This is a genomic window from Ruegeria sp. CDSA034, assembly GCF_059612275.1.
This window is the reverse complement of record NZ_JBXWQH010000001.1, coordinates 645651-659311: the sequence shown is the minus strand read 5'-3', so window position 1 is coordinate 659311 and position 13661 is coordinate 645651. Positions and strand designations below refer to the sequence as shown.

The following is a 13661-nucleotide window of genomic DNA, read 5'->3' as shown; positions in this document are numbered from 1 at the left end:
CTCCCCTTTTTGGTTCTGTCCTGAATTTATGCCGCCATGGTGGCGGAGAGAAAACCCTGAAGTCGCGTGGATTCAGGGGTAGTAAAGATGTCTTCCGGCAGGCCTTCTTCTTCGATGAGGCCTTGATGCAGGAACACCACATGGCTCGAGATATCGGCAGCCATTTTCATGTCATGCGTTACAATAATCATGGTGCGGCCTTCGGCGGCCAGATCCTTGATCACCTTGATCACTTCCTGTTCCAGTTCGGGGTCCAACGCCGATGTGGGCTCGTCGAACAGCAGGGCCTGAGGCTCCATGCACAGGCCGCGCGCAATCGCGGCGCGCTGCTGCTGACCACCTGACAGTTGCGCGGGATATGCGTCGCATTTGTCGCCGATGCCGACCTTTTCCAGATACCTACGGGCGCTGTCTTCAGCCTCGGCCTTGTCGCGGCCCATGACGGTCACGGGGGCCTCCATCACGTTTTGCAGGATGGTCATATGGGCCCACAGATTGAACTGCTGAAACACCATCGACAGGTTTGTGCGAATGCGCAGGACCTGTTTGGGATCGGCCGGACGGCGGTTATGTGCGTTGCCAGTCCAGCGGACAGGTTCGCCCTTGAACAGAATTTCGCCCTCTTGGCTGTCTTCCAACAGGTTGCAGCAGCGCAGAAGCGTCGATTTGCCAGAACCGGACGAACCGATAAGTGAGACGACATCACCGCGTCTGGCGGTGATATCCACCCCTTTCAATACCTCAAGATTGCCAAAGCTCTTGTGTAGGTTTTTGATCTCGATGACCGGAGTGGAATCTGTCACGGGTGGTCCAGCTGCTATTGGTGTTGGTGCGGTACTAGGGCTGAAATTTCAGAGCAATGCAATGCGCAAATGACACGGAACGGGCCACAAACTGTCAAAATGACCAGACGTTCTGACCAAAGTGGTCACGGATCGATCAATTTGGCAGCCTCAGGGGACGGGTCGGGAACGGCAAGGTAATGCTCGGCTGGAATGTCGATCAGACCACGCAAGTGCAGCATCTTTTGGTCGGCGGGGGAAAGATCGTTGATGGCTGCACGAACCGCCTTTGCAATCTGGGGCGCATCCTGACAATTGGCCGTGATATAGGGCAGGGCGGGCGAAGGTTCGGTTGCTGCGACCTCGCGAAGCTCAGGGCCCAAATTCGAGTGTTCCTTGAGTAATTCCCACGTAAGCGCATCCAGCGCGGCATAATCCGCGCGGCCTTCCGCAACAGCGGCTGCCGAAAGGGCATGACCGCCAGTTTCCAACACACCACTTGGAAGGCGGCTGTGTCGTGACAGATGAACCATGGGCGCAGCCCAACCGGACTGAGAAAGCGCTTCATTGTAAGCAAAGGTGCCGTTGGCAAGCTGGTCCAGATCGCGGGTATCGTCTTTTCGGGCCACGATAACGGACTGGTAGTACCCTGGCGGACAGCCTGCCAAACCGTAGTCCGGCGTACCAACAAGCCGAACTATACCGTGCAACCGGGTGCGGTAAGGCATGCCGCAGGTTTGGGAGAAAACAAGGTCGGGGCTATGCCAGACGTCCCAAACGTCGGCGCCGCGTGTCAAATGTGAGGGACCAAAACCAAGATGCGCCCGAATCAACGACCAGAACCGATCATTGGCTGGTTGCAGCGCGGGCATGTCATACATGCCCAGCATTGCAATCACGATTTGGCTGCCTTTTGCCGTGCCAGGGCGGAATCGACGTCGCTGACACCCAGCAGGCTGACCACCAGACGCAGCAGCGAATCTTCTTCGCCGGTCCGGTGCCCATCGGCCAGTGCGACCGACCACATCGCCTGAACCACGGCCAATCGGTCATCGTAAGCGACAGCCTCTTTGATTGCGCGGGTAAAGCGGACGGTATCGGGGGCTTCGGCTTCTAGATCTTCGGCGCTGGCGCGAAGGGCTGCGGCCTCAAAAGGGGATAGGCCATAGCGTTCCGCCGATATCCGGTCGATTCGTGCCATTTCCGTGTCGGCATAGTCGTTGTCGGATCTGGCGATGCGCACCAGAAGGGCCGTCAGGGCCAAACGGGCGTCGTTATCGGCAAGAGGGTCGGGCTGCGGCTGGGTGAGCCGGGACAGAAAATCGCTGAACATGAATTGGTTATAGAAGCGGACTACTTCTGTTCCAAGCGCGTTTGTACCCGTTCATGCGCTTCTTGGCTGTCTTTAAAGCTCAGGCCCATGGCAATGCGGGCTTCTTCGACGATCTTCATTTCGCCTTCGTCCGAATTGCCATCGGCCAGAACGACCTCCCACAAGGCGTCCAGCGCGGCGAGACGTTCCTGCAGGTCGGTTGTTTCGCGGATCAACTTGCCGAATGTATCGGTGTCTGGCGCGGCGGCGTGCAATTTTTCGCAGGTGGCGCGGACTTTGGCGGCCTCGATCGCGTTGTGCTGATAGAGCCGCGCAAGAATACGGTCGATCAGGCTGATTTCTTCCAGCTTGTAATCCCGATCCGCCTGCGCCACGCGCACCATCAAAGCACCCAAGGCCAGTTCGGCGTCAGGATCGGGCAAATGGTCGTGCTGTGGCGGGCGAAACGCCTGAAGGAATTTTTTCAACATGCCGCGAGGTTATTCCATATTTTGTGGCCCGCCAAGCGCTGACTACCCGTCATAGCCGTGAATGGTCACAACTTTGCCGGTATCCGCTTGTATCGGTATCTACCCGCTGGCTAGGCGCCTGACTGCAGCGCCTGTTTCGCTTGTTCCTGTAGCCAGCCCAGCATCTTCCGGTACGGCACAGGCCCATAACTGATCCGGGCGACGCCCAGTGACGCAAGCGTCGCGGTATCCGGCGTCCCGGGCAGGGCAATGATATTCACAGGTAGATCAGTCGATTCGCAAAGCCGGGCGATCATGTCCTCATCCTTGAGGCCGGGTGCAAAGAATCCGCTGGCACCCGCGTCGGCATAGGCTTTGGCGCGTGCCATCGCATCGTCCAGCATCGCCTCGACATGCGTTTCCGGCGCAGCCTTCAGGAAGATGTCCGTTCTGGCGTTGATAAAGGCGGGGACGCCAGCGACGTCACACCCTTCGCGCATCGCACCAACGCGAGCCGCCTGGGTTTCGATGTCGTATAGGTCCTTGGTGCCGACAATCTGGTCTTCGAAGTTGAAGCCGACGACACCTGTTTCAAGTGCACTTTGGACATTGGCGATGATTCCCACCGCGTCCTCGGCATAGGCCCCCTCGAAATCCAAAGAAACAGGAAGGTCTACGGCGCTGACGATTCGGCCGACGTTGTCCAAAGCGACATCCAGCGGGATGTTCTGGCCGTCGCCAAATCCCTGCGCCATTGCAACGGGTGCGCTGCCGGTCGCCAATGCCATGGCGCCTGCATCCCGCACGGCACCGGCGCTGCCAGCGTCCCAGATGTTAAAAAGGATGACCGGATCGCCCTTTTTGTGCAGGGCCGCAAAGGTTTCCGCGTTTTGGATTTGATCGGTCATTTGGGCCTCTCCTGTCATCATTTACCCAACAGTAACCACGTGGAACTGTGCCCGAGTAGTGTTTTTTGGCCGCACACCGTCACTTTGCGGTGACGAAAGAAAATGGGCCAACATTTGTTGGCCCGAATTCTGCGACATGGTGAGATCAGTTGAAGATGATTTAGTCTTGGCCGGCAGTGCCAGATACGTATCTGGCGCTGAACGCCGACTCGCCTAGCCGCTTGAGAAGTGACAACTCGGTCTCCAGCCATGCTTTGTGGCCTTCTTCCTCCAGCAAAATTCGTTCAAACAATGTTCGGGTTCCAACGTCGCCAGCCTCGGCCGCTTGTGCTGCGGCTTGGGTGTAGAAATCGATGGCTTCCATTTCATCCTTCAGGTCTGCGGTAAACATCTCTTCCAGGTCGTCCGCCGCCTTTGGGTTTTTCTGAAGCTCAAGCTCTGGCTTTGCGCCCAGGAAAAGAATGCGTTCGATATAGGCATCAGAATGCCCCAGTTCTTCCTGCATCTCGCCGCGCATCTTCTCGGCCAGGATGTCCAAGCCCCAGTCATTCAGCACATGCGCATGCAACTGGTACTGATGCGCTGCTGTCATTTCCATGTGAAGCGCTTGTTGGAGGTTTGTGATCGTTGTCGAATTGCTCATCGGAATACTCCTGAATCTTTGAACTGCATCAAATTACGCGGCACGCGGGCCTGCTTGTTCAAATAGTTAGGAGGTTACACCCCACAAAACAATGCGGGGTGACAGTCCGACACAGATAGCTCTTAAACGAGACGAGAGGTGTCTTTCGCTGCGCGCACAAAATCGCGGAACAGTGGATGCGGTTCAAATGGTTTGGATTTCAGTTCCGGATGGTACTGGACGCCGATGAACCAAGGGTGGTCAGACCATTCGACGATTTCGGGCAGGCGACCATCGGGCGACATGCCCGAGAAGTTCAGACCAGCCTTTTCCAGCTTGTCGCGATACTTGATATCCACCTCATAGCGGTGGCGGTGGCGCTCTTCGATATTGGTGCCGCCGTATACCTCTGCCACTTTCGAGCCATCGGCCAGTACCGCGTCATAGGCGCCCAAACGCATGGTACCGCCTTTATCGTCACCGACCTTGCGTTCGACCTTGTGGTTGCCCTGCACCCATTCTTTCAGGTGGTAAACAACAGGCTCAAAACGTTTTTTGCCCGCTTCGTGGTCAAACTCTTCCGAGCCCGCTTCGGTAATGCCAGCGGCGTTGCGGGCTGCTTCGATGACAGCCATCTGCATACCAAGGCAGATTCCCAGGTAGGGCACTTTGTGTTCGCGCGCGTATTGCGCGGCTTTGATCTTGCCTTCAGTGCCGCGTTCGCCAAATCCACCGGGAACGAGGATCGCGTGGAATCCTTCCAGATGCGGGGCTGCGTCTTCGGTATCAAACACCTCGGCATCGACCCATTCGACTTTGACGCGAACCCGGTTGGCCATACCGCCATGGGTCAGTGCCTCGGCAATCGATTTATAGGCGTCTTCAAGCTGCGTGTATTTGCCGACGATGGCGACTTTAACTTCGCCTTCGGCATTGTGGATGCGGTCGCTGACATCTTCCCATTTTGTAAGATCAGGCTTGGGGGCAGGGCTGATCTGGAACGCATCCAGAACCGCCTGATCCAGACCTTCGCGGTGATAGGCCAGCGGGGCGTCATAAATGGTCGACAGATCCTGTGCCGCGATCACGCTGTCCGGGCGCACGTTGCAGAACAACGCCAGCTTTTCGCGCTCTTTGACCGGGATGGGACCCTCGGAGCGACAGACCAGAATGTCAGGAGCCAGACCGATCGAGCGCAGCTCTTTCACCGAGTGCTGGGTCGGCTTGGTTTTCAATTCGCCCGAGGCTTTGATGTAGGGCAGCAGGGTCAGGTGCATGAACAGGCATTGGCCGCGCGGCTTGTCCTGGCTGAACTGACGGATAGCTTCAAAGAAGGGCAGGCCTTCGATATCGCCGACGGTGCCGCCAATCTCGCACAGCATAAAATCGACCTCATCCTCACCGATCGAGATAAAGTCTTTAATCTCGTTGGTGACGTGCGGAATCACCTGAATGGTCTTGCCCAGGTAGTCACCGCGGCGCTCTTTCTCGAGCACGTTGGAATAAATCCGACCTGAACTAACCGAGTCGGTCTTGCGGGCCGCCACACCGGTGAATCGTTCGTAGTGACCAAGATCTAGGTCGGTTTCGGCCCCGTCATCGGTCACGAACACTTCGCCATGCTCGAACGGCGACATCGTGCCGGGGTCAACGTTGAGATAGGGGTCCAGCTTGCGCAGACGTACCGAATACCCTCGGGCCTGCAACAGCGCGCCCAAAGCCGCCGAAGCCAGTCCTTTACCCAAAGACGAAACCACACCACCAGTGATGAAAATAAAACGCGCCATGTTTTCGGCTGCTCCCGTGAGACGTCAAAATCAGCTGCCCGACGGTTCCGAAAAACCGCTGCACCACGGGACTTCACATATAAAGGATTCGCGCCAATAGCGCAAGAGAACCGCAAGATGCTGTTGCAGTTCTCTTTCAAGTTTCTAGGTTTTGTGGATCAGTTGGCTTGTGGGATCAGCGGCGCGTTGTCGCCATCTGCCGGAGGCAGCAGATCGTCAGCCGACGGAACCGCAGGTGTGCTTTCCTCGGTTGGTGCCGGGGCCGGAACGCCCAAACGGTCGATCACCGAACTGCCCGAGGATTTCTGAGCGGCCAGAATGGTCAGCGTGATTGATGTCACGATGAAACAAGCGGCCAGGATCCACGTCACCTTGCCCAAAGCAGTCGCTGCGGCGCGTCCGGTCATGGCGCCGCCACCCCCGCCGCCCATGCCAAGGCCACCGCCTTCGGACCGCTGCATCAGAACGACGGCGATCAGGCCCAGAGCCAAGAGGAGGTGGATAATGAGAACGACGTTTTCCATGGTGTTCCTGTACAGCGTGGCGTGTATCGCGTGGTACTTATGCAAGTTTTCCAGCGGGGGCAAGGGAGGAGTTGGCATCAAGAACGGTGATGTTTCAGATCACGGCAAAGGGACTGGACAGCATGGCCGCACCTCGCGCAGGCTGCGGCCATGCCACATGATGATCACGACCACCCGCACACCCTTTTGCCACCTGATCCTGCGTTGCGCGTAAAGGCGCTGGAAACGATTCTGACTCGCAAGGGACTGATCGATCCGGCGGCGCTGGATGAAATTATTGATACCTATCAGAACAAGATCGGCCCGCAGAACGGCGCGCGGGTCGTTGCCAAAGCCTGGACTGACCCGGACTTCAAAGCCGCGTTGCTGAAAGATGCCACATCGGTTGTCGCCGATCTGGGTTATTACGGGCGTCAGGGCGAACACATGGTTGTCGTCGCAAACACACCTGAACAGCACAACATGGTCGTGTGCACCTTGTGCAGCTGTTACCCGTGGCCGCTGCTTGGTATTCCGCCGGGTTGGTACAAATCCGATGCCTATCGGGCGCGGGCTGTGCGTGAGCCGCGCAAGGTTCTGGCTGAGTTCGGGGTGACCCTGCCCGAGACGTCCTCGGTTCGCGTTTGGGATTCGACGGCCGAGGTGCGGTACCTTGTGCTTCCGATGCGGCCAGAAGACACGGATGGCTTAACCGAAGACGAGTTGGCGGCACTTGTCACACGCGACAGCATGATCGGAACCGGCCTGCCAAAGGTGCCTTCATGACCAGAGTTCACGATATGGGGGGGCAGTTCGGCGATGGACCTGTGCACCCCGAACCCGATGATGCCCCGGTTTTTGCTGAAGACTGGCATGCGCGGGCATTGGCAGTCACGCTGGCCGCTGGATCGCTGGGGCAATGGAACATTGATATCTCACGTCACGCACGCGAAAGGCTCTCACCCAAGGACTACACGCGATTTTCTTATTATGAGAAATGGATTTCAGCCCTGACGGACCTGCTGGTCGAAAGCGGCGTGCTGACCGAAGAAGACCTACGTGGCGAGGCAGACAAAGAAGAACACCCGCTGGCGAGCCGTAAGATGAAGGCCGAAGCGGTTGCTGGTGTGCTGGCCAGCGGCGGTCCTGCGGATAGACCTTCGAACGTCCCGGCGGAATATGCGATCGGGCAGGAGGTCGTGACAACACGTCCAACTGCCAACCGCTTGGTCGACGGCGGTCATACTCGGTTGCCCCACTATGCCGCCGGAGCGAAGGGGCGCATTCTAATGATGCACGGGACGCACGTGCTGCCGGATTCCAGCGCTCACAGATTGGGAGACGCGCCTGAGCCACTATATGCTGTTGTATTCCCGGCATCCGAACTTTGGACCAACCCGGAACATCCCAATGACGAGGTGGTTTTGGATCTTTGGCAAAGCTATCTGGGCCCGGCATGAGCAATTGCGTTGCCCATTCCGCCCCTGAGCCTGTTTTTGCTGAACCCTGGCATGCGCAGGTGTTTGCCGTGACGGTCGCACTGAATGAGACGGGCCGGTTTGATTGGCCCGATTGGGCTGCGCGGTTCTCGGACACCCTGAAGCGCCATGGGCTGGATCGGGAACTGAACGGCGGGAACGACTACTTTTTCGCGTGGCTGGAAACGCTTGAGGCATTGTTGGCCGAGCAAGGCACAGCCATGCCCGACGACGTAAACCGGCTGCGCAACGCCTGGGAAGACGCATATCTGACAACCCCACACGGCAATCCGGTGCAGCTAACGGACAAGTAGTTCTCGGAACTGCTCAACTGCGTCGAATTACCGGTTTCCCTGTCGCGTTACCCCCGTTATACGAGCCGAGTTTGATATCTCAGCGCAAAAGGACCGGATATGGCCAATGTGGTTGTTGTCGGCGCCCAGTGGGGTGACGAAGGAAAAGGCAAGATCGTCGACTGGCTCAGCGAGCGTGCAGACGTAATTGCACGCTTTCAGGGCGGACATAACGCCGGTCACACGCTGGTCATCGATGGTGAAGTCTACAAGCTGCATGCGCTGCCGTCCGGTGTTGTTCGCGGCGGAAAACTGAGTGTCATCGGAAACGGTGTTGTGCTGGATCCTTGGCACCTGATCAAAGAGATCGGAACCATTCAGGCTCAGGGCGTCGAAATCACCCCTGAAAATCTAATGATTGCTGAAAATACACCGCTGATCCTGCCGTTCCATGGTGAACTGGATCGGGCGCGTGAAAGTCAAAACTCGGTTGCGAAAATCGGGACAACCGGCCGCGGCATTGGTCCTTGCTACGAAGACAAGGTTGGCCGACGTGTGATCCGAGTGGCTGATCTTGCAGACGATGCAACGCTGGCATTGCGAGTTGATCGCGCCTTGGTTCACCACAACGCGCTGAGAAACGGCCTTGGGCTGGAGCCGATTGATCGTAATGCTCTGATCGCTCAGCTTAAAGAGATCGCGCCGCAAATTCTGCCGTTTGCTGCACCCGTCTGGAAAGTGTTGAACGAAAAGCGCAAGGCCGGCAAGCGTATCCTGTTCGAAGGCGCGCAAGGTGCGTTGCTGGATATTGATTTCGGAACTTACCCGTTTGTGACGTCGTCCAATGTTATCGCCGGTCAAGCTTCCACAGGCGTAGGAATCGGTCCGGGTTCTATCGATTTCGTTCTGGGCATCGTCAAAGCCTACACAACCCGTGTAGGCGAGGGGCCGTTCCCAACCGAGCTGGACGACGACGATGGTCAGCGGCTTGGTGAGCGTGGGCACGAGTTCGGGACGACCACAGGCCGCAAACGTCGTTGTGGTTGGTTCGATGCCTGCCTGGTGCGCCAAACATGCGCGACCAGCGGTGTGAACGGTATCTCACTGACCAAACTGGACGTTCTGGACGGATTCGAAACCCTGAAAATCTGCGTTGGCTATGAGCTGGACGGAGAACGTCTGGATTATCTTCCGACTGCGGCCGACCAACAGGCGCGCTGCAAGCCGATTTATGAAGAGATGCCGGGTTGGAGCGAATCCACCGAAGGCGCGCGCAGCTGGGCGGATCTGCCCGCCAATGCCATCAAATACGTGCGCCGGGTCGAAGAGCTGATCGATTGTCCCGTCGCCCTTTTGTCCACCAGCCCGGAGCGGGATGACACCATTCTGGTGACAGACCCGTTTGCAGACTGATGGCAGAGGAACAGAAACAAGGCCTCAGCTATAAGGCGCGCCGCCGTTGGTCTCTGGCGCTTTTGCTGATTGGATTGCCGCTTTACATCGTGGCTGTGGTGACGGTTGTGAACTGGCTTGATCGCCCGCCGATCTGGCTTGAACTGCTGGTCTATGTCGGTCTGGGCATCGTGTGGGCCTTGCCCTTCAAGTTCGTGTTCAAAGGCGTTGGGCAAGCAGACCCGGATCAATCGGAAGATTGAGAGAGCACTTCTTTTACCTTACAAAAAAAGGGGGCCGATGATTGCATCGGCCCCTTTTTCTTTTGATTATTTAAGTTCAGCCTGCGGCGCGCTCATCGTCAGGACGGAACCCGATCTGCGTTGATGCAGCGAAGCGACCTCCACCGGCTTTTTCGATCTTGCCGTCCCGAAGCAATTGACCGAACGAGCGCAGGCTTTCTTCACGGTTGAAGTCATCCTGCTTGAGCGAACGAATCTTGTTCATCAACTGCGGGCGCGAGAATTGTTCCTGACCTTCGATGAACGACAAGTAGGCGGCTGCAGCTTCCAACAGGTCGGGCAGCGATTGTGCGCCTTGTTCCTGTGCAAACAGGGCAAAACCACCTTCTTCGTTGGAGTCGCCTGCTTCGTCTTCTGACTTGGACGTGACGCGGCGCGGGGTCACTGGACCGGAGTCCTGTTCCCTTGCGTCGACACGCTGTTCCGCAACCAGTTTCAGTGGCGACGAGGTGTCCGACTGAGGGCGCATGCTGGTGACTTGAATCTCGGGGCGGCGCGGGCTGACGACCGAGGTCAGATCGCCGCGATATCCGCTTTCCTCGGACTCTTCTTGCTGGGGCCGATCCTCGCGCTCAGCTTCGGTTGCGGCGACGGCCGTGCGCAGATGCGAATAGGTTTCGCGCTGCGTGCTGGTCGCCGGGTCATCCATCTGGCTGTCGGCCTTGTCCATCAGGCGGGACAAATCCTGATCCAGTGCATTTTCGTTCGATGATTGACCGTCCATTGCGGCCTCGACCTTCGAAATCTCGCTTAGAACATTGGCCTCATCCTCGGCGGTCAGATAACCCTCTTGGGTCTCTGCGACCTCTTCGATCTGATCCTCTTCGGTCTCTTCACTCAGGATATTGCCGGGCTCATCGGTTTCGGCCGTTTCTTCAAGATCGGTGAACAGTGCCGATGGCGTGGGCGCCTCTTCCTCGTCTTCGTAGTCGGCGTCCTGCTGCATCGAGAATGGCTGCACGGGTTCTACCGGTTCTTCCGTTGTTTCGGCTTCTGCCACTGGCTCTGCCACGGCAGGGGTGTCCTCGATTTCTTCTGCCTCAAAAGCTGGTGCCATAGTTTCAGCGGCTGCTTCGGGCTTGTCCGATTCCGAAAGGTCCGACGCCTCGAGCGAACCCGCCTCAAACGCGGCGGCGACCGCATCCTTCGGAGCAGCTGGCTGATTACCCAGGCTTGTGTCTTCGTCTTCAGTATAAATCACCGAGTTTTCTTCGGAATGCGAAACGACGGCGCGGATGCGCTGTAGTTTCGCGGCAATGCTGTCGGCAGCTGGGGCAGGCGCGCTTTCAACCGGCTCGGCATCAGCAAAGAACGACTCGGCCCCTTGTGCAGGGGGGGTGGCACTGGGGTTCATCACTTGGGGGTCTGCTTGCGCAGCGGTTGGAACCACAGCAGGGGTTGGCTTTGCAGCCTGCTGGGTCGCGCGCAGCAACAGGCCGGAATCGCTCTGGCTGGCTTCTACATGTTTTGCGGCGTCACGCTGTGCGATCCGGGTCAGCATTTCTGCGTCAGGCTGTGGGGGTTCAGAACCAAAATACCGATCGTCGGCAGAAAGATCACGGAAGTATTCTGCGATTGCCTTCATCGTTTCGAATGAATCGTCGAATCCTTCCAAAGTGCAGGAGAAGGTTCCATAAGAAACGGTCAATACCTTGTTGTTCTGTACCATCAGACGCACGTCCTCTACAAACTACGAGAGCCAACCACCTTATGCAGGCACACCTATTGGCTCGGAACTCTCTGCATGAACCTATCATTTTGTGGTCTCAATGTGTCCAAATCCGGGAAAAATGATCAATCTAAGTAAAAAACGCCCAATTGTACGGTCATTTGAGCCAATTGCACTGGTCGGAGGTGGGGAAATCGGCCCTGACGACCTGGAGGTGATGCTGATTCGCGCCAATACGGTCGTGGCGGCCGATGGTGGAGCCGCCCCATTGGTAGAATCGGGTCGCCTCCCTGATGCCGTGATTGGTGATTTCGATTCGCTGGACAGCCGACACAAAGACCAAATTCCAGTGGACCGGTTGTATCCCATACGGGAACAAAACAGCACGGATTTTGACAAGGCTCTGCGCAGCATCGACGCGCCTGTTGTGTTGGGGGCAGGGTTCTTGGGCGGGAGGTTGGACCATCAGCTTGCTGTTCTTAACACGTTGGTTCAGAGACAGGATCGCCCCTGTGTCCTGTTGGGCGAGACCGAGGTCGTCTTCCATGCGCCTCCACAGATTTCCCTGTGTATCACCCCTGGCGATGTCGTTTCATTTTTTCCGTTTCAGCGGGTAACCGGTACCAGCAGAGGGCTGGAGTGGCCCATCGACGATTTGGTGATGGAACCAGGCGGGCAGGTAGGCACGTCCAACCGCGCGCTGGCGGATGTTGAACTGACGGTGGATGCGCCGGGATTGCTGGTGATGGTGCCGCGATACGCTCTAGATCAGGTTACGCAGGCGTTTCTGTCGGGGCAGACCGGGCGCTGGCCCGCTCGCGCAGAATGACATACAGGCCTGCGCCGACGGTGATGCCAATGCCGACAGCGGCCATGCCATCCGGAAGGTCATGGAAGATCAACCAGCCAAAGAACGTCGCCACTGGGATCTCAAGATACTGCATGGGGGCCAGCGTGGCGGACGGCGCATAGCGCAACGACCACGTCATGAATAGATGCGCGACAGTGCCCAGGACACCGATTCCGATCAGCAGCAGGTGACTTTCACGCTCGGGAACAATGAAAGACAGCTCCCAAACACTGCCGAGTGTTCCCAGCGCCAGAACCGGCAGCAGCAGAACCGTCGCCATCACTCCGGACACGGCTTGCAAGGCGATCGGGTCGGTTTCCTTGGCAATCTGTCGTGTCACCAACATGAAAAGGGAAAAGACAATTGCAACGACCAAGGGTAACAGAGCGGCGGCACCGACCTGTACAAAGCTGGGCTGGATGACCAGCAGAGTGCCCACGAACCCGACACCGCAGGCGATCAGGCGGCGCATACCGACCTCTTCACCCAGCACGTACTTGCCCAGCAACAACATTATGAAGGGCATGACAAAGGCGATGGCGACTGCATCCGCCAGCGGCAAGTATTGCAGTGCGCTGAACATTGCCGCGATAGCGACGATATGCAGAACCGTTCGGATGAACGCCAGCCACACAAGACGTCCACGCATGCGCCAGTGCCGCCTGGTCAGGGCCACCAAAGGTATCAGGATCAACGCCTGAACGGCAAAGCGAATAAACACCAGAACGCCGACCGGTGTCGTCTCACCCAGCAGCTTGGCGATGGAATCGCCCATCGGTGCAAGCACGCAAAAACACAGCATCAAGAAGATGCCAAAGACGGGACGATCCTGGGTCATGCGGCGACGCTACGGGTTTTGGCACCCGGTTGAAAGCGTCTATGAAATCGGCTGCACCTTCGTGTAGTCGGGTCCGATGCAGACGGGCAGGTCGTCGTCCAGTTTCAGCCAATCCAGCCGTTCTTCATGGGCCACGTGCAGTGTGGGCTGCAATTGGTTGGGATCCTCTAATGTGGCGACATACAAATGCAGCACGTCCGACATTGCTTGGGATCGAAACGAGATCGGCGTGCCGCAATTGGGACAAAAGCTGCGCTCGACACCGGGCGAGGAATTAAAGGTTTTCGGAGACTCGCCAGTCCAGCGCCATTGCCCGTCGCGCACGCCAAAATAGGTCGTCATCGGCGCCGCACATTGCCTGCGGCAACTATCGCAATGGCAGCTCACGCAGGACAGGACCGGAGGATCAACCTCGTAGCGGATGGTGCCGCACAGGCAATGTCCTTGCATCGTTG

At 57.6% G+C, this 13661-nt stretch carries 17 protein-coding genes; 6 read left to right on the top strand and 11 right to left on the bottom strand.

Annotated elements, in window-relative coordinates:
* Positions 1 to 26: 26 nt before the first annotated feature.
* The 8 genes from AC2FLJ_RS03175 to secG all read right to left on the bottom strand — a co-directional run bounded on the left by AC2FLJ_RS03175 (position 27) and on the right by secG (position 6405).
* Positions 27 to 803 carry an ABC transporter ATP-binding protein gene (locus AC2FLJ_RS03175; protein ID WP_058274821.1) on the bottom strand — a complete coding sequence of 259 codons (777 nt, stop codon included), beginning with the start codon at positions 801 to 803 and terminating at the stop codon, positions 27 to 29.
* A gap of 125 nt (positions 804 to 928) precedes the next feature.
* Complete coding sequence (locus tag AC2FLJ_RS03170; protein ID WP_496704422.1) at positions 929 to 1681, bottom strand: phosphate/phosphite/phosphonate ABC transporter substrate-binding protein; 753 nt, start codon at positions 1679 to 1681, stop codon at positions 929 to 931.
* The gene (locus tag AC2FLJ_RS03165) at positions 1678 to 2115 is read right to left on the bottom strand and encodes a tellurite resistance TerB family protein (protein ID WP_496694985.1); all 438 of its coding nucleotides are present in this window, start codon (positions 2113 to 2115) and stop codon (positions 1678 to 1680) included. Before AC2FLJ_RS03165 ends, AC2FLJ_RS03170 begins: the two co-directional genes overlap by 4 nt.
* 20 nt (positions 2116 to 2135) lie before the next feature.
* Complete coding sequence (locus AC2FLJ_RS03160) at positions 2136 to 2585, bottom strand: tellurite resistance TerB family protein (RefSeq protein WP_058276107.1); 450 nt, start codon at positions 2583 to 2585, stop codon at positions 2136 to 2138.
* Positions 2586 to 2695: 110 nt separating this feature from the next.
* Entirely contained in the window at positions 2696 to 3472 is a 777-nt protein-coding gene (locus tag AC2FLJ_RS03155) for an isocitrate lyase/PEP mutase family protein (RefSeq protein WP_496704421.1), read from the bottom strand.
* A 160-nt stretch (positions 3473 to 3632) separates the two neighbouring features.
* Complete coding sequence (locus AC2FLJ_RS03150) at positions 3633 to 4115, bottom strand: bacterioferritin (protein WP_058276106.1); 483 nt, start codon at positions 4113 to 4115, stop codon at positions 3633 to 3635.
* Positions 4116 to 4237: 122 nt separating this feature from the next.
* Complete coding sequence (pyrG, locus tag AC2FLJ_RS03145) at positions 4238 to 5881, bottom strand: CTP synthase (RefSeq protein WP_058276105.1); 1644 nt, start codon at positions 5879 to 5881, stop codon at positions 4238 to 4240.
* Between the two features lie 158 nt (positions 5882 to 6039).
* On the bottom strand, positions 6040 to 6405 hold the full coding sequence (gene secG / locus AC2FLJ_RS03140) for a preprotein translocase subunit SecG (protein ID WP_058276104.1): 366 nt from the start codon (positions 6403 to 6405) through the stop codon (positions 6040 to 6042).
* A gap of 150 nt (positions 6406 to 6555) precedes the next feature.
* On the opposite strand from secG, the gene nthA reads away from it, so the two are divergent.
* The 5 genes from nthA to AC2FLJ_RS03115 all read left to right on the top strand — a co-directional run bounded on the left by nthA (position 6556) and on the right by AC2FLJ_RS03115 (position 9810).
* A complete protein-coding gene (gene nthA / locus AC2FLJ_RS03135) occupies positions 6556 to 7170 on the top strand; it encodes a nitrile hydratase subunit alpha (protein ID WP_058276103.1) in 615 nt (204 codons plus the stop codon).
* Positions 7167 to 7844 (top strand): nitrile hydratase subunit beta, encoded by a 678-nt coding sequence (gene nthB, locus AC2FLJ_RS03130; protein WP_496704420.1) that lies wholly within the window; start codon positions 7167 to 7169, stop codon positions 7842 to 7844. Before nthA ends, nthB begins: the two co-directional genes overlap by 4 nt.
* Entirely contained in the window at positions 7841 to 8176 is a 336-nt protein-coding gene (locus tag AC2FLJ_RS03125) for a nitrile hydratase accessory protein (RefSeq protein WP_496694991.1), read from the top strand. The genes nthB and AC2FLJ_RS03125 overlap by 4 nt, the downstream gene beginning before the upstream one ends.
* Positions 8177 to 8275: 99 nt before the next feature.
* Positions 8276 to 9568, top strand: coding sequence for an adenylosuccinate synthase (locus tag AC2FLJ_RS03120; protein WP_058276100.1), 1293 nt, complete (start codon positions 8276 to 8278; stop codon positions 9566 to 9568).
* Positions 9568 to 9810, top strand: coding sequence for a DUF2842 domain-containing protein (locus AC2FLJ_RS03115; RefSeq protein ID WP_109311720.1), 243 nt, complete (start codon positions 9568 to 9570; stop codon positions 9808 to 9810). Before AC2FLJ_RS03120 ends, AC2FLJ_RS03115 begins: the two co-directional genes overlap by 1 nt.
* Before the next feature lie 76 nt (positions 9811 to 9886).
* On the opposite strand, the gene AC2FLJ_RS03110 is transcribed toward AC2FLJ_RS03115, so the two are convergent.
* A complete protein-coding gene (locus AC2FLJ_RS03110; RefSeq protein WP_496704419.1) occupies positions 9887 to 11518 on the bottom strand; it encodes a hypothetical protein in 1632 nt (543 codons plus the stop codon).
* Between the two features lie 121 nt (positions 11519 to 11639).
* On the opposite strand from AC2FLJ_RS03110, the gene AC2FLJ_RS03105 reads away from it, so the two are divergent.
* Positions 11640 to 12347 carry a thiamine diphosphokinase gene (locus AC2FLJ_RS03105; RefSeq protein WP_496704418.1) on the top strand — a complete coding sequence of 236 codons (708 nt, stop codon included), beginning with the start codon at positions 11640 to 11642 and terminating at the stop codon, positions 12345 to 12347.
* On the opposite strand, the gene AC2FLJ_RS03100 is transcribed toward AC2FLJ_RS03105, so the two are convergent.
* Positions 12292 to 13206, bottom strand: coding sequence for a DMT family transporter (locus tag AC2FLJ_RS03100; RefSeq protein ID WP_496704417.1), 915 nt, complete (start codon positions 13204 to 13206; stop codon positions 12292 to 12294). The genes AC2FLJ_RS03105 and AC2FLJ_RS03100 overlap by 56 nt on opposite strands.
* Positions 13207 to 13245: 39 nt before the next feature.
* Positions 13246 to 13656, bottom strand: a complete 411-nt coding sequence (locus AC2FLJ_RS03095) for a GFA family protein (protein WP_109311724.1) — start codon at positions 13654 to 13656, stop codon at positions 13246 to 13248.
* Positions 13657 to 13661: the final 5 nt, after the last annotated feature.

Bases quoted from the DNA above. Each gene is read 5' to 3' on its own strand.
- AC2FLJ_RS03165 (WP_496694985.1), bottom strand. From the start codon at position 2,115: ATGTTCAGCGATTTTCTGTCCCGGCTCACCCAGCCGCAGCCCGACCCT.
- AC2FLJ_RS03160 (WP_058276107.1), bottom strand. From the start codon at position 2,585: ATGTTGAAAAAATTCCTTCAGGCGTTTCGCCCGCCACAGCACGACCAT.
- AC2FLJ_RS03155 (WP_496704421.1), bottom strand. From the start codon at position 3,472: ATGACCGATCAAATCCAAAACGCGGAAACCTTTGCGGCCCTGCACAAA.
- AC2FLJ_RS03150 (WP_058276106.1), bottom strand. From the start codon at position 4,115: ATGAGCAATTCGACAACGATCACAAACCTCCAACAAGCGCTTCACATG.
- pyrG (WP_058276105.1), bottom strand. From the start codon at position 5,881: ATGGCGCGTTTTATTTTCATCACTGGTGGTGTGGTTTCGTCTTTGGGT.
- secG (WP_058276104.1), bottom strand. From the start codon at position 6,405: ATGGAAAACGTCGTTCTCATTATCCACCTCCTCTTGGCTCTGGGCCTG.
- nthA (WP_058276103.1), top strand. From the start codon at position 6,556: ATGCCACATGATGATCACGACCACCCGCACACCCTTTTGCCACCTGAT.
- nthB (WP_496704420.1), top strand. From the start codon at position 7,167: ATGACCAGAGTTCACGATATGGGGGGGCAGTTCGGCGATGGACCTGTG.
- AC2FLJ_RS03125 (WP_496694991.1), top strand. From the start codon at position 7,841: ATGAGCAATTGCGTTGCCCATTCCGCCCCTGAGCCTGTTTTTGCTGAA.
- AC2FLJ_RS03120 (WP_058276100.1), top strand. From the start codon at position 8,276: ATGGCCAATGTGGTTGTTGTCGGCGCCCAGTGGGGTGACGAAGGAAAA.
- AC2FLJ_RS03115 (WP_109311720.1), top strand. From the start codon at position 9,568: ATGGCAGAGGAACAGAAACAAGGCCTCAGCTATAAGGCGCGCCGCCGT.
- AC2FLJ_RS03110 (WP_496704419.1), bottom strand. From the start codon at position 11,518: ATGGTACAGAACAACAAGGTATTGACCGTTTCTTATGGAACCTTCTCC.
- AC2FLJ_RS03105 (WP_496704418.1), top strand. From the start codon at position 11,640: ATGATCAATCTAAGTAAAAAACGCCCAATTGTACGGTCATTTGAGCCA.
- AC2FLJ_RS03100 (WP_496704417.1), bottom strand. From the start codon at position 13,206: ATGACCCAGGATCGTCCCGTCTTTGGCATCTTCTTGATGCTGTGTTTT.
- AC2FLJ_RS03095 (WP_109311724.1), bottom strand. From the start codon at position 13,656: ATGCAAGGACATTGCCTGTGCGGCACCATCCGCTACGAGGTTGATCCT.